This window comes from Vibrio sp. 10N.261.55.A7 (assembly GCF_002877365.1).
In the GTDB taxonomy this organism is placed as follows: Bacteria; Pseudomonadota; Gammaproteobacteria; order Enterobacterales; family Vibrionaceae; genus Vibrio.
This window is the reverse complement of the sequence record NZ_MCWZ01000032.1, coordinates 1-15,282: the sequence shown is the minus strand read 5'-3', so window position 1 is coordinate 15,282 and position 15,282 is coordinate 1. Positions and strand designations below refer to the sequence as shown.

General features: G+C 44.1%; 12 protein-coding genes, 1 pseudogene and 1 riboswitch. Of the genes and pseudogenes, 5 read left to right on the top strand and 8 right to left on the bottom strand.

The genetic code is table 11. The annotated features are described in order from the left end of the window. The 3 genes from BCU12_RS03645 to torD form a co-directional block, all read right to left on the bottom strand. Positions 1-128 (bottom strand): TfoX/Sxy family protein (locus BCU12_RS03645; protein WP_198599240.1); only part of this gene is annotated, 128 nt, incomplete at its 3' end. Between the two features lie 112 nt (positions 129-240). Continuing rightward, positions 241-345: riboswitch (cyclic di-GMP riboswitch) on the bottom strand. Between the two features lie 142 nt (positions 346-487). Then, the gene (gene purR / locus BCU12_RS03640) at positions 488-1,495 is read right to left on the bottom strand and encodes an HTH-type transcriptional repressor PurR (RefSeq protein WP_102403029.1); all 1,008 of its coding nucleotides are present in this window, start codon (positions 1,493-1,495) and stop codon (positions 488-490) included. A gap of 263 nt (positions 1,496-1,758) precedes the next feature. Further along, entirely contained in the window at positions 1,759-2,406 is a 648-nt protein-coding gene (torD, locus tag BCU12_RS03635) for a molecular chaperone TorD (RefSeq protein ID WP_102403028.1), read from the bottom strand. A gap of 241 nt (positions 2,407-2,647) precedes the next feature. Between torD and torR the strand changes: the two genes are divergently transcribed. Beyond that, positions 2,648-3,361 carry a two-component system response regulator TorR gene (gene torR, locus BCU12_RS03630; RefSeq protein ID WP_102403027.1) on the top strand — a complete coding sequence of 238 codons (714 nt, stop codon included), beginning with the start codon at positions 2,648-2,650 and terminating at the stop codon, positions 3,359-3,361. 83 nt (positions 3,362-3,444) lie between these two features. Here the strand turns inward: torR and elyC are convergent, their stop codons facing one another. Continuing rightward, complete coding sequence (elyC, locus tag BCU12_RS03625) at positions 3,445-4,257, bottom strand: envelope biogenesis factor ElyC (protein ID WP_102403026.1); 813 nt, start codon at positions 4,255-4,257, stop codon at positions 3,445-3,447. Between the two features lie 97 nt (positions 4,258-4,354). Between elyC and BCU12_RS03620 the strand changes: the two are divergent. The 4 genes and pseudogenes from BCU12_RS03620 to mukB all read left to right on the top strand — a co-directional run. Further along, a pseudogene (locus BCU12_RS03620) lies at positions 4,355-4,479 on the top strand (tRNA uridine 5-oxyacetic acid(34) methyltransferase CmoM); the annotation flags it as partial. A gap of 561 nt (positions 4,480-5,040) precedes the next feature. Next, positions 5,041-6,378 (top strand): chromosome partition protein MukF, encoded by a 1,338-nt coding sequence (gene mukF / locus BCU12_RS03615; RefSeq protein ID WP_102403025.1) that lies wholly within the window; start codon positions 5,041-5,043, stop codon positions 6,376-6,378. Next, entirely contained in the window at positions 6,359-7,105 is a 747-nt protein-coding gene (mukE, locus tag BCU12_RS03610) for a chromosome partition protein MukE (protein ID WP_102403024.1), read from the top strand. Before mukF ends, mukE begins: the two co-directional genes overlap by 20 nt. Next, complete coding sequence (gene mukB / locus BCU12_RS03605; RefSeq protein WP_102403023.1) at positions 7,102-11,589, top strand: chromosome partition protein MukB; 4,488 nt, start codon at positions 7,102-7,104, stop codon at positions 11,587-11,589. Before mukE ends, mukB begins: the two co-directional genes overlap by 4 nt. 171 nt (positions 11,590-11,760) lie before the next feature. Here the strand turns inward: mukB and BCU12_RS03600 are convergent, their stop codons facing one another. From BCU12_RS03600 to BCU12_RS03585, 4 genes are all read right to left on the bottom strand, one after another. Next, on the bottom strand, positions 11,761-12,738 hold the full coding sequence (locus tag BCU12_RS03600) for an alpha-L-glutamate ligase-like protein (RefSeq protein ID WP_102403022.1): 978 nt from the start codon (positions 12,736-12,738) through the stop codon (positions 11,761-11,763). A gap of 2 nt (positions 12,739-12,740) precedes the next feature. Continuing rightward, complete coding sequence (locus BCU12_RS03595) at positions 12,741-14,246, bottom strand: inactive transglutaminase family protein (RefSeq protein WP_102403021.1); 1,506 nt, start codon at positions 14,244-14,246, stop codon at positions 12,741-12,743. Between the two features lie 16 nt (positions 14,247-14,262). After that, positions 14,263-15,015, bottom strand: a complete 753-nt coding sequence (locus tag BCU12_RS03590) for an ATP-dependent zinc protease (RefSeq protein ID WP_102403020.1) — start codon at positions 15,013-15,015, stop codon at positions 14,263-14,265. Positions 15,016-15,182: 167 nt separating this feature from the next. Next, a partial coding sequence (locus tag BCU12_RS03585; protein WP_133153804.1) for a DUF1698 domain-containing protein occupies positions 15,183-15,282 on the bottom strand: 100 nt, incomplete at its 5' end.

Below are 15,282 nucleotides of genomic sequence, written 5' to 3'. Positions count from 1 at the left end.
TCGTTTACCACAAGCGCAAACATTGTTTCTTCAATAAAAATGCCAAACCCGCCAAACATCGAACGAGACTTTACTCGTCCAAGCTGTTCGAACAGCCTCATTGAGTCTTTTAGTACTGGTTTATCCATGCTGTATATTCTCGGTGTATGTCTAATACGCCACCAAATCAGGTCCGAGAGGTTAGCAAAATATGCAGAAACTGTGTCATTTACAAGTAAACTTGGTGTATGCATGTTTGCCATCGGCAACCCCGCTACCTATCAGAAATCAAATCTAAGTAAGACATTCTGGTTTAGGCCGGAGGCTTTGCGTCCCATTCTTTCAAATGGTTTGCCCTGTGCGTGACTTTCAATTCATTAAGTTGAGTTAAATTAAATGAAGCTCACATATATCTTTCACTATGGTGATGTCCATTCAATAAATTCGTCTCATTAATGAGTCTAAACTATATCATAAAATACGCAAGTGCCGATAAATGATATAAGTATTATTTAGTTAGATCTTTCACGGTATTTCTTTCAACGATCTCAGGGTGCATTTCAAACACACGTTTTTCGTGGTTCTTATCTTTTATGCGTTCAAGTAATATCTCAAAAGCATTTTTACCCACACGTCGTTTTGGTTGATGGACAGTCGTCAATGGAGGAGAGAAATACTCTGCTAACTCGATATTGTCATAGCCAATAACTGAGATATCGTTCGGAACATTGACACCACGTTGCCCTAGTCGACTGATAAGGCCTAGTGCCATAGTGTCATTGAAACAGAAGATAGCGGTTGGTTTTTCATCCATGGCAACAATTTTGTCAGCGGCTAAAACGGCTGTATCGCATTCAAAGTTCCCCTCTAAAATCCAGTCTTCATCAATTTTAAGATTCGACTCAGTGAGAGCACGCTTAAAGCCTGCGATTCTTTCTTGGCAAGCGGCTTTTTCAAAGTGACCACTTAAGCACGCAATGTCGGTATGACCTTTCTCGATGAGGTATTTTGTTGCTAAATATCCGCCTTCTTCTGAGTTGTCGATAATTTTGTCAGCTTGAGAGCTTTCAGGCCCCCAGTCCATGACGACTTTTGGAATATCTGCATGGCGGTCAAGCATTTCTCTGAGTTCTTCAGTTAAGTCAGAACACATTACCAAAATGCCATCAACACGTTTCTCGGCCAGCATACGGATATAGTCGCGCTGCTTTTCATAAATACCGCCGGTGTTACACAAAATCAACGTGTAGCCTTGGCGATAGCAGTAGCTTTCTACGCCATCAATAACTTCTGAGAAAAACAGGTTTGTGGACTGAGTCACTAGCATCCCAATAGTGCGAGTCGTATTGCATTTTAGGCTTCGAGCGACTGCGCTTGGCGCATAATTTAACTCGTCGACGGCCTTGTTTACTTTTTCTTGGGTGCTCTCAGCCACAAAGCGTGTTTTATTGATTACGTGAGATACAGTAGTTGTTGAGACGCCAGCTAAACGAGCAACATCTTTAATCGTGGCCATAATTCATTCCTGTTAAGTGCGGTGCAATCGAGTTGCACTTACAAACAATTGTATTTCACTTCGCTTGAAAGTGTTAAACGACCAAAGTCTTCAAACGGTTAAAAATACAAAAACCGCCATAAATAGCGGTTTGTCTTTAATATAGTTGTCATTATCAGGGCTAATTTTAGACCTCATACGTGACACAAGCAACGAAAAGCGACGTCATTGGCGTGATCGGAAACGATAATTAGACAATATCATGGCAGTTTTATGACGTAAGGCTATTCACCTTTGAGGTATCGATTGTCTAATTTCAAAAATGCATATAACAATTCAGACACGGCAGCATAGAAACCAAACTCATCGAGCTGTTGGCACTTTTCGTTAAATTTAGGGATCCAAGAAAGCAGATGGACGGTAATGAACTGCTCTTGCTCAATAAATGCTTCGTCCATGTGCTTCTCTTGTTCCAGCTCATTGGAACGAATAATTAGGTTGCCTAGAAAATCGAGTTCAATGGCTAAATGGTCAGCGGGTTCATTTAAAGCCTCTTGCACAGAAACACCGTGTTTGGCCATTAAATCTGCGACGTCTTTGGCTGGAGTATCATTAAGAAGACCTGACTTACCGATATACATAGACGCATAAGGCAGCGCTGAATCCTTTTCAGACTTCAAGAATAGATCGCAAAAGTCAGCGGAAAGTTCCAATTGCGCATCTTCGCGATCTTGCAGTCGGTTTAGTGCATCAATTAAATGAGCAACCGATGCATTGAGTGTTTCATTTTCACCTAGCCCAGATAGAAAGGAGCGAATTTCAGGTGTGTGGTATTGAACCAAATCTTGCTCGGTTAATTCTTTGGCGAAGAGGCTTGATAGCCACCAGTATATTTCAGCGCGTTTTTCGTTAAATGTTTTTATTTCTTGCATTTTACTTTGCCTTTACAGAAATTCTTTTCATAGTTTAACGAATAAAAGTGAATAGCGGTAACGACGACTATGATAAAAAGTAGAAGAATATAGAGAAAAATGAACAGATTCGATTGGATTGTTTTGAATCAATAAAGCGCTGAAAATTTTCCTAATCGCCAGTATAGCGCTAGAATTGTGATGAATTATGAATAGAATGATGGCTGTAAAATCATTCAGACTAATAAATTAAGTGGTGCAAATGACCTATCATGTACTCGTTGTTGAAGATGACGCTGTAACACGAAGCAAGCTAGCCGGATATTTTAAAAATGAAGGCTACACCGTTAGCGAAGCCGAAAACGGTGAAGAGATGCGAGCAGCTTTGCAGCAAGCACCAATTGATTTAGTGATGCTCGATATCAATTTACCGGGTTCTGATGGCTTAATGTTAACAAGAGAGCTTCGTAGCCAGTCTGATATTGGCATCATTTTGGTGACAGGACGAACGGACAATATTGACAAAATTGTTGGCCTAGAAATGGGGGCCGATGATTACGTTACCAAGCCTTTTGAATTAAGGGAGCTCTTAGTTCGAGTCAAGAATTTGTTATGGCGCATTTCTACAGCAAAAAATGCTCATCAATCGGTAGATACTGCTGAGGCTGACGAAAATCTCGTTCGTTTTAGCGAATGGACGTTTGATATACAACGCAGAGCGCTCACACGCGATGGTGTACCCGTTAAACTAACAAAAGCGGAATATGAGCTGCTTGTGGCGCTGTCGTCGCATCCAAATCAAGTGCTAAGTCGGGAACGAATTTTAAACATGATTAGCCATCGAGTTGATGCGCCGAACGATAGAACCATTGATGTATTGATTCGTCGCATGCGAGCGAAAATGGAATATGATCCTAAGAACCCACAGATATTCGTCACTGTTCATGGTGAAGGTTATATGTTCGCGGGTGACTGACACTCTTGTTCAAAATCTCTTTCAAAAAAAAGCCCGAAATAACCTATTATTTCGGGCTTTTTTACGGTTCTTGCTATACCAAGTTAGAGAGCTTTCGGTGTATCTTCTGTTTCATTTAGAGCATCGTCTTCATAGGTAGCGGCTTTATCTCTTAGCGTTTGCCATATGGTGCCTAGCGTTTCATGCCAATAGCGTTCTGTCTGCTCTAAATATCGAGCCTTGGGTGTGTACTTTTCCCATGGCTGATTGATATTTTGATGCGCCAAATAGTTTGTTGGGGCTGGAATAGGCTTAATACCAGCGGAGAGAAATTCATTGATAGAACGCTGCATATGACTTGCAGAGGTGACTAAAATCAGTTTCTTTTGTCCAACAAAAGCGGCGGCTTGGCGAGCTTCTTCCCACGTATCTTGGGCTGTTTCTAGTAAGATTATGTCAGACTTAGAGACACCCAGAGCGAGTGCGACCTTAGCCATCATTCTCGCATTACTGAACTCAGAACCACCCGCATAGCCAGACAAGATGAGTTTAGAACCAGGATACATACGTGAAATACGAATACCTTCGCTCAACCTCATTAATGCTGTTCGGCTAAGCTCTGAGGTTGGAGGGATTTGGTCATCGACGACGTGCCCACTGCCGAGCACCATAATGTAGTCGATGGGTTCATCTATTGGTAAAAAGGCAGAGTAAGTTCTCTCCATTGGCATAAGCAATCGAGTAGAAACGGGTTGAAAAGCAATTAAGAAAATACCACAAAGAGAGAACAATACGACGAAACATCCTGTCTTTCGCTTGGCAGTAAACATGATAAGCATTAAGCCTAAAAAACCAACAATAAGCATTGCAGGTAAAGGCATCAGCAATGAAGAAACAATCTTTTTCAGCTCAAACATACAAAAATAGTCCGAAAAAACACCACTTGATAATAAATATAAGAGAATCCTTCTCTATTCCTACCATTCCTATGACAGAATAGCGGGACAATCTTTTATGATAACCCAACTGCTGGGACTGAAGACCTTAATTTCGACGATATTGCCCACAAATTTGTAAAAAATATTGATGGTTTCGATAAAGATGAGATTCGCCAAGTCATTGTTTGGGAAGACCTTCAAGTCACCTGTACTCTGCTCGGTTTTAATCATTGGTCGTTCCAAATGGCAAACTAGGACGCAATCAAGTTGTTCATTCATCACAACAGACCATTGAGGCCCAAGGTGCAACCCTCGTAAGTTTCGTGGTGGTTCAGCTGTTATGGCTTCACTTTTTTAGCTTAACCTGTGCTACGAAATAGTCTGTGCTAGTTAAGTATAGATACAGGTGAAAGTAGGGTAGTCGTGCCTCGACTATTTTTATAACCATCATGGGTTAGTTTATAAGATGGTTATTTGTGGCAATATTCCGAAGGGTAAGCCACACAGAAATTCAGTTTTAGCCTTAGAAAGAATGAAAGCCAAAAGACGCGTATCAACGGATTGATGGTGCTAGCTTTGAAGTCTGAGGAAAAATTGGGAATGTGTTCATTCTGCGTTTGCAAAGGGAGCATGCAGTGTATGAGGGAATACCAGAAAAGATGTATTGGCTCTGGAAAAACAATCGTGTCAACAGAGCCTTACCTCTCATTAGGTGGATACATAAAGGTATCCGCAAAGAAGAAATAGAAAACAGGACTAGGAATGAGTGAGAAGACTCTCAATGTTGCTGAGCAGCCAATCGATGAATTGGTAAGCTGGGTTCAGCAGCACGATTTCTCATTGAACTTGTCGAATGAGCGGCTTGCTTTTTTAATTGCATTGGCCGTACTCAACGACAATAGGTTTGACGAAGAATTAGGTGAAGGTGAATTGCACGACGCATTCACCATTGTCACCCGAATGTTTGAAAGCACCGGTGAAGCATCCGCGTTTCGTGCCAACAATGCCATTAATGAGCTTGTTAAACAGCGCTTGATCAGTCGTTTTACGAGTGAGGTTAATGACGGGGCCAGTATCTATCGATTGTCGTTGCTAGCCATTGGCATTACTGATTATTACGTACGACATAGAGAATTCTCCAAGCTCAAGTTATCGATTCAGCTATCTATGGCCGCTGATGAGATGGAAAAAGCATCCAAAGCCGCAAATGAAGGTGGTGATGCTTCGCATTGGAAAAAGCGTGTCTATGGCGTATTAAAATACTCCGTTGCAGAGATATTTGACCAGATCGATCTTAATCAACGAGTTATGGACGAGCAGCAGCAGAGCGTCAAACTGCAAATTGCAGAGCTGCTCAATAAAGATTGGCGTGAAGCGATTAACAATTGTGAATCTTTATTATCTGAAACATCTTCAACTCTGAAAGAGTTACAAGACACACTGCAGGCTGCGGGTGACGAGATTCAAACGCAAATTCTCGATATACAAGGCTTAATCTACAGTCACTCTGAGCATGAAGATATAGAAGAAGCGCTGTTCAACCTGCAAACTAAGCTCGATAGAATCACGAGCTGGGGACAACAGGCCATTGACTTATGGATTGGCTACGATCGTCATGTCCACAAATTTATTCGTACTGCCATTGATATGGATAAAAACCGTGCTTTCAGTCAACGCCTTCGTCAGTCCGTTTCTGATTACTTTGATGCACCGTGGTATTTGACTTATGCAGATGCCGAGCGATTGAATGATCTTCGTGATGAAGCATTAGTCCTTCGTGATGATGAAGTCACCGGTCAAGTACCAATGGAAGTGGAATATGAAGAAATTCAACAGATTAATGATGAGCTATCGAATCGCATAAGTTCGATGCTTAAAGTCCATAAAGAGCAGGGGAGTGCCATCGACTTAGGTCGAGTGCTGCGTGATTACCTCAATACTCACCCACAGACTCAACATTTTGATTTAGCCAGAATGGTTATCGATCAAGCGGTTCGTCTCGGTTATTCAGAATCTGATTACCGAGCGATTCAACCTGATTGGCAAGCAATTAACGATTTTGGTGCAAAGGTACAAGCGAATGTCATCGACAGATACTAATGAATACATGCCAGAAAACCTGGCTAAAGCAATTTCAAACCCTCTATTCCCTGAACTCGACAGTGTTCTTCGTTTAGGGCGTCATATCTCGAGCGAAGATCTCGATAAACACGCTCTATTGACCGATTTTGAAACAGAACTAGCCCTGTTCTATCAGCGTTATAACGTCGAATTGGTCAAAGCGCCCGAGGGGTTCTTTTATCTTCGTCCACGCTCAACGTCGTTGATCAGCCGCAGCGTTCTTTCAGAGCTCGATATGCTGGTGGGCAAAGTACTGTGTTTTCTTTACCTCAGCCCTGAGCGTCTTGCCCACGAAGGTATATTCACCAACCAAGATTTATACGATGAGTTACTTAATCTTGCTGATGAAAAGAAACTGATGAAATTGGTGACAAACCGAGCTTCAGGATCGGATCTAGACAAAGAGAAATTGTTCGAAAAAGTGAGAACTTCCCTGCGTCGATTGCGTCGTTTAGGGATGGTAATCAGCGTCGGTGAATCTGGGAAATTTCAGATAAGCGAATCGGTTTTCCGCTTCGGCGCTGACGTACGTGTTGGCGACGATATTAGAGAAGCACAATTGAGACTTATCCGAGACGGTGAAGCGGTTGTGCACGCTCAAAAGCCAAGCCAAGGGCAATTACTTGAAGAAGATGACATGCAAGACGGCAATGTTGACATTAACAGTGCAGAAGTAGAGCAACAAGATATGGAAGATAACGCATGATTGAACGAGGAAAATATCAATCACTGACCATGATCAATTGGAACGGTTTTTTCGCACGTACCTTTGATATTGATGATTTAGTTACCACATTGTCAGGCGGCAACGGAGCGGGTAAATCTACCACGATGGCGGCCTTTATCACCGCGCTGATACCAGACCAAAGCCTGCTTCACTTTAGAAACACAACGGAAGCGGGTAGCTCGCAAGCATCTCGAGATAAAGGTTTATACGGTAAGCTGCAACCTGGAGCATGTTATGCCGCGTTGGACGTGGTGAACTCGAAGAATCAACGCTTGCTGTTCGCTGTTAAGCTTCAGCAAGTCGCAGGTCGAGATAAAAAAGTCGACATTAAGCCGTTTGTCATTCAAGGCTTACCTAGCCACATTAAACCGACAGATGTTCTGATCGAAAGCGTGTCCGATAATCACGCGCGAGTACGCCAGATAAACGAAGTGAAAGAAGTCTCCGCTCAGTTCGAGGGGGCTCATTTTAAAGCGTTTACGTCGATCGTTGATTATCATGCTCAGATGTTTGAGTATGGTGTGGTGCCGAAAAAACTGCGTAACAGCAGCGATCGTTCTAAATTCTACCGATTGATTGAAGCATCACTTTACGGCGGTATCTCGAGCGCTATTACGCGTTCATTAAGAGACTATTTGTTGCCACAAAATGGTGGTGTGAAGAAGGCATTCCAAGATATGGAATCCGCTCTTCGAGAGAATCGCATGACGCTTGAGGCAATCAAAACCACCCAAGCCGATCGAGATTTATTTAAAAACCTAATTACAGAATCAACCAACTACGTTGCCGCCGATTACATGCGTCACGCAAATGATCGCAAGGCTAAGCTCGATAATACGCTTGCTCTGCGCTCTGAACTCTTTAGCTCTCGCAGCACTTTGATTGAACAGCACACATTGCTGACTAACGTTCAGCAAGAGATCGAGGCGATTGTCGAAAGTGAAAGTGCGTTAGAACAAGATCATCAAGGTGCTTCCGATCACCTTCAATTGGTTCAAACGGCGTTACGCCAACAAGAAAAGGTTGAACGCTATCAAGGAGACCTAGAAGAGCTAAGCGAGCGCTTGGAAGAGCAGTTGATGGTTGTTGAAGAAGCACAAGAACAGCTTCTCACTGTAGAGCACCAAGCGCATATCGCTGAAGAAGAAGTCGACAGCTTAAAGACGCAGCTCGCGGATTATCAGCAAGCACTAGATGTTCAGCAAACCCGTGCTCTTCAATATCAACAAGCGATCGAAGCCCTCAATAAAGCTAAAGCTCGACTAAACGATGAAGGATTGAGCCCAGACTCGTCAGTGGCAGTACTGTCTGAATTAAAACAAGCGGAAGCAAAAGGCACGACTGAGCTATTGGCGGTGAAGCATAAACTCGATGTTTCGTCTGCGGCGGCTGAGCAATTTGAATCGGCGCTAGCGTTAGTGCGACGCATTGCTGGCAATGTAGAACGCAGCGAAGCCGCAAAATCGGCTCAAAACATTCTGCAATCCGCTCGTGACGCGGAACAAACCAGCCAGAATGAACAGCAGTGGAAAGCTCAGTATCGCAACGTTGAGCGTCAATTGGCTCAACAGAAACAGCTTTTGTCTTCAATTGAAGAATATCAGAAACAGTTTAACGTTAAACTCGTTGATGAGATGACGTTAGAGCAAGAGCGAGAGCACCATTCTGAGCAGATTGAAAGTGTAGAATTTTCTCTTGAAGAGTTACGTGAACAACGCAGTGAGCAGCGCAATCAACAGCAGCGCGTTCAGGCCGAGATCAAAAAGCTTGAATCCATTGCGCCGAATTGGATAGCCGCGAACGATGCGTTGACAGCATTGGCTGAGCAAAGTGATGCTGAGCTGTATGACAGCCATGCTGTGATGCATCAAATGCAACAAGTGCTCGAACAAGAGAAAACACTGTCATTCGAAAAAGACAAACTGGCTCAGCGTCGTTCTGAACTGGATTCTGATATCGAACGTCTAGCCTCACCAGGTGGCTCTAATGATCCACGTTTAAAAGGATTAGCGGATACTCTGGGTGGTGTATTACTGTCTGAAATCTATGATGACATCACCATTGATGACGCGCCTTACTTCAGTGCGATGTATGGCCCAGCTCGCCACGCTATTGTGGTTTCTGATCTAACGGGTATCAAAGAAAAGTTGGTGGATTTAGACGACTGCCCAGAAGATCTCTACATCATTGAAGGGGATATCGACGCATTTGATGATAGCTCGTTTAATGCGGATGAATTGGAAGGCGCGGTTTGTGTTCTGCTGAACGAACGTCAAATGCGATACTCACGCCTTCCAGAGATCCCTCTGTTTGGCCGCGCTGCTCGAGAGCAGAGACTAGAGCTACTTCGTGATCAACGTGAAGAGGTTGTCGAGAAGCACGCGAAAGCGGCTTTTGACTCGCAAAAGCTGTCTCGTTTGTATCAAAGCTTCAACCGATTTGTGTCGTCTCATATTCAAATAGCGTTTGAAAACGATCCAGAACAAGCATTAGTAAAACAGCGAGAGCTACAAACTCAAGCGAATAGAACGCTTTCTGAACTCGCGGAGAAAGAGCAACAATTTACCACTCAGAGACAAGCGAGTAAGCATGCACTTACTGTTTTAGACAAGTTAGTGCCTATGATGGCGCTGGTTGAAGAAGTGGAACTCACTGAACGCTTTGAAGAGCTCGAAGCGAAAGTGGCTACTCTAAGCGAAGCAAAAGCATTTTTGAACCATCACGGGCAAGATGCACTGAAGCTAGCCAAGGTCGTCAATGCGCTTGAGAGTGACCCTGAGCAATTTGATGCGCTTGCACTTGAGTACAAACAGGCGGATGAAAAACTACAGGCACTTAAGGCTGATATCTTTGCTGTGTCAGACTTGGTCGAACGTCGTCAGTATTTCGCGTATTCCGATTCGGTTGAACTGCTAAGCAAGAGCAGCGAGCTCAGCGAGCAGCTTAAGTTGAAATTGGTCGATGCTGAGCGTGCAAGAACAAGGCATCGTGAAGAGTTCAAGCAGGTGCAAGGCCAAATGAGCCAATACCAGCAAGTACTGGCGTCATTAAAAAGCTCCCATCAAGCGAAGCAAGAGACAGTTCAAGAGTTTAAGCAAGAGCTCAAAGAGTACGGTGTGAGCGCAGATGAAGAATCGTTAGAGCGCGCGCAACGTCGTAAAGATGAATTGCACGAGCAACTGCACACAACTCGAAACAGAAAGAGTGAATGTGACAGAACTATAACGTCGACTGAGCTAGAGATGAAAGGGCTCACCAAGCGTCTTAGAAAAGTACAAAAAGAGTATATTGAGCTGCGTACGTTCGTTGTTGCCGCGAAAGCAGGTTGGTGCTCGGTATTGCGCTTAGCCCGTGAAAACGATGTCGAACGTCGACTGCATAAGCGAGAGCTAGCTTACTTGTCGGCAGGGGAGCTTCGCTCAATGTCCGATAAGTCGTTGGGTGCGCTTCGTTTAGCCGTGGCTGGCAATGATGATCTGCGCGATGCATTGCGCTTATCTGAAGATAACGCCCACCCAGAGCGCAAAGTACTTTTCTATATCGCGGTTTATCAACACCTTCGCGAACGTATTCGTCAGGATATTATTCATACCGATGATCCTGTTGAAGCGATTGAAGAAATGGAAGTCGAGCTTGCTCGCTTAACGGAAGAGTTGACACTTCGAGAAAATCGATTGGCGATCAGTTCAGACTCCGTAGCCAACATTATTAAGAAGACGATCTTACGTGAGCAAAACCGAATCCGCATGCTGAACCAAGGATTATCGAACATTGGTTTTGGTCAGGTTAAAGGTGTTCGTCTCAATGTAAAAGTGAGAGAAAGCCACGAGATTTTACTCACTGGCCTAGCGGATCAGCAGGCGCAGCACAAAGACCTATTTGAAAGTTCTCGATTTACCTTTTCAGAAGCGATGGCCAAATTGTTCCAGCGTGTTAATCCGCATATTGATATGGGACAGCGTTCTCCGCAGATTCTTGGAGAAGAGCTACTGGATTACCGAAACTACCTAGAGCTCAGCGTTGAAGTAAATCGTGGCTCTGACGGTTGGTTACAAGCGGAATCTGGCGCTCTATCCACGGGTGAGGCGATAGGTACGGGTCAATCCATCTTATTGATGGTTATCCAGAGCTGGGAAGAAGAGTCTCGCCGTCTTCGCAGTAAAGACATTGTTCCTTGTCGACTGTTGTTCCTAGATGAGGCCGCTCGCCTGGACAGCAAATCGATATCGACTCTGTTTGAACTGTGTGATCGTTTAGACATGCAATTACTGATTGCGGCTCCAGAAAATATCAGCCCAGAGAAAGGAACAACTTACAAGCTGGTGCGTAAGATCTTTAAAGATCACGAACACGTGCATGTTGTTGGCTTACGTGGATTTGGTCAGACGCCAAAACAGACGTTGATGTTAGATGAACTAGAGACAGGAACATTGACTGAGGATTCGTCAGAACTGACGAACTAAGTTGAGCATGTAACTGCTACAAAAATGCCTTCCATATGGAAGGCATTTTTTATACTGCTATTTGGGTACTTGACGAGTAAACGGTTAAGTATCCGTCTCCGTAAGTCATTACCTCAGTAAACCCTTACGTTGTTACCCTTGTCTGCTACGTTTGTCTGCTAACCAAGGTGACTAGCCCGATATTTTGTTATCAAATATACCAAACTGTTTTGCCGCGTAAGCAACACGCTCGGCTGGTTTCGGGTATTCAGCGGGTGTTCCCAAGGTCTCTATATGGTGCAGCCTTGGTAGCAAGCCTGCCCCGTTTGCTATCTGAATGGCAAGCCCAGGACGTGCGTTAAGCTCAAGAACCATTGGACCTTCTTCTTGGTCAAGTACCATGTCGGTACCCATATAGCCAAGCCCTGTCATTTCCCAAGCACTAGAAGCGAGAGTTAGGAGTTTTTCCCAATGTGGAACCTGCAGCTGGCTCAGTTCTTGGTCTGTGTCTGGGTGGTGGGTGATAGGCTTATCAAATTGCACCGCTCGAACAGCTCTGCCTGTCGCAATATCGATTCCGATACCAACGGCACCTTGGTGAAGGTTCGCTTTACCATCGGACGCCGCCGTTGAGCATCGCATCATTGCCATCACAGGGTAACCCTTAAAAACAATGATACGAACATCTGGTACGCCTTCAAAGCTATAACCATCAAAACATGAATCGAACTTGATCAAGTTTTCTACGACGGCCACGTCATTCTTGCCACCAAGAGAAAACAGGCCAGCTAGAGCGTTACTGATGTGCCTTTCGACATCTTCCTTACCAACGGTGTCACCTGAAGGCTTAGTATAAACACCGTCTTTGTGAGAAATGATAACAAGGATTCCCTTACCACCACTTCCTTGAGCGGGTTTAATAACAAAGCCAGGCCAGTTAAGAACCATCTTATGGATGCTCTTTACCTCGGCTTGGTGACTGATCACACCAATCAATGCAGGCGTAGTACAACCCGCTTGCTCGGCGATGATCTTAGTTTTTAGCTTGTCGTCCACTAGCGGGTACTTTGAGCGATCATTGTAACGAGCAATAAAGCTGTGGTTACGTTGATTCATGCCCATAATACCCTTGTGACGCAACTTACCCGGAGACGTAAACTGTGAAAACATATTTAGTCCTCCGCTAAAGGTTTAAAGCGACGTAGTTCTGTCAAACGGTAACCAGTGTATGTACCAAGTAGCAAAATTGCCGCAAGTACAATCAGCTGTAGGCCAATAAAGTTAAAGGTTAAGTGTTGTACGTAGCTATTTGTCATTGCAAGGTAAACGAGTACCGCGGTAAGCAATGAGCCACCACCTTGAAGAACCACTTCTTTAGGGCCTTCTTCTTCCCAAAGGATAGACATACGTTCGATCGTCCAAGAAAGGATAATCATAGGGAAGAACGTGATCGATAAGCCTTCAGTCAGACCAATCTTGAACGCAATAACCGTAAAGATTGAAATAATCATGATAACGGTGATGATGACCGCGGATATTCGCGAGACTAGCAAGAGGTTTAGCTTGGACAGATAACTACGAATGATTAAACCCGTACCGACAATGAGCAAGAAACCAACAATACCGGTCACCAGTTGAGTTTGAACGAACGCGACGGCGATGAGCACTGGCATGAATGTGCCCGATGTCTTTAGACCGATGATGACACGAAGGAACACAACTAATAGCGCACCAATTGGGATCAGCATGATGGTTTTAAACATCGCTTGTTCTTCAAGAGGTAGGCTATGAATCGAAATGTTTAATAAACCATCTGATTCCACTTTGTCGTTTGTCGCCTGCTTAGGAGACACTTCCTGGGCAATCATAGTGAAATGCACTTGGCTATTTTGACCACCGACAATATCAAGCAATGAAACGTTAGATTCATCCCAGATGAGGAGGTTATCTTGAGTTTCAGGAGTGCCAGATGTTGGGTTAAACAATTCCCACTTCTTGCCATCCCAAACTTGGTTCATCTGTTGGATGCTTTGACGGCGACGGCCATCTTCTAGCTCGATAACACCGACAACTTTGCTAGGAATCTGTGCGTAAGCCAATAACTTATCAACGGCTTCAACCTTTGATAAGCGGTTTAAGATCAAGGCTGAGTTCTGACTTTCATTGTCGTTTAGCGTCTTGATGAGTTCTCGAGTAAAAGTCACATCGTCTGCAGAGCGTTGGTTTGCACGTTCAATCAGTGCATTGGCTGCCGCTTCCATCGGGCCATCAAATGTTGGTTTAACAATTTCGCCCGTAGGTTTTACATCTTCAACGACGGCTTGAGGGTCAACCAAAAACTGAGTTTTATAGTAAATGGTTTGAGAGCCACTTGCTTGACGAATAGACCATTCGGCACGGCGACCTGAATCGGTATTAAGGTAAGAAACGCCATAGCCTGGTGATGAGGCTGATTCACTAATCAGCGTGTATCCAGCTTGAGTCAGTGGCGCTGCAAGCGATGCTTTAACAGGTTTGTTCTGGGTGGTAAACTCTACGCGAGCTTCTATGTCCCAAACTTGACGTGTTTCTCCAGGGGTCCAAGGCACACCGTAAGTATCATGTCTCATAATACTCAATGCAATCCCTGCTACTATCAGAAGAGCGACTGATAGATAAAATGGTATTTTTGAAGTCATAAACTGCCTATTGTTTTTATTTACTGTCCGTATGTATGTAATTACGACTGATATCGACTAGCGCTATGTCGCGAATGAACTCTCGTCCTAATAAGATAGGATGACTCATTTGAGAGCGGTCTGCCAACGTAAATTGCGCTTTTTCTTGAATTTTGCCAACTCTGACCCAAAGTTCTACGACCGCTCGGCGTTCAACATTTTCACTGGTTGACTGACGAATTTTTACATGGCGAACGATAGGCAGCTCTATCCAATTTTCGTCAGTGAGCTTTGTTACACCGTCTGCTAAGTGAAAACGGACCCAATTGTTGCCATTTCTCTCAAAATACTCAATGTCCACGGCGTTTAATGAAGATGTTGCCGCTCCCGTATCAATTCGTGCGTCCAGAGTCTGATTGATAGCATCAATTTCAACATGTTCAATCGCACCTAGGAGTATCTTATCGGTTGTAGAGGTAGTGACGCTGACTGGAACAACCGGCGCAGCTTCCTCTTCCTCTTCAGTAGCCACAACAGGAATATTGGACTGAGACAGGGTAATCGTAGCGTGCTCAATTTGCTCTTGTAGGTAGACAATTTCAGCCTCTAGGCTCTCGACGTAATCCATTTGATTACTAACCGACAGGGCCAGATTATTGAGCCTATTGGTGAGGTGAGCATTGGAGTCATTAATTGCAGACATGGTTTCTTGGTGATTTTGCTCGCCATTGGTGAGAGCACATCCGGAAAGCAACCCTAGAACGAGGACTGGCGCTAATCTTTTAAACATTGAAAACCTTAAAGGAATTTTGAGCATAATTAATGGTGATTCTGCCGAGATAGAGCGGGCTTTTTACGTTATCTATCTTATGTCAGCAGAAGATATATCTAATCCAGTAAAAGACAAGTTAGAGTATTGTCAAATATGGTCTGTTTGTGACTGTGGTTAGTTCGAGTCTATGGTTTCCTCGCGACTAAGATGGCGCGACGGGGAGCCGGATGGCCTTCGCGCGTTTTACTTGGGTCGCTTGGATCAAGGTAGTCGGGTAGTGAATTG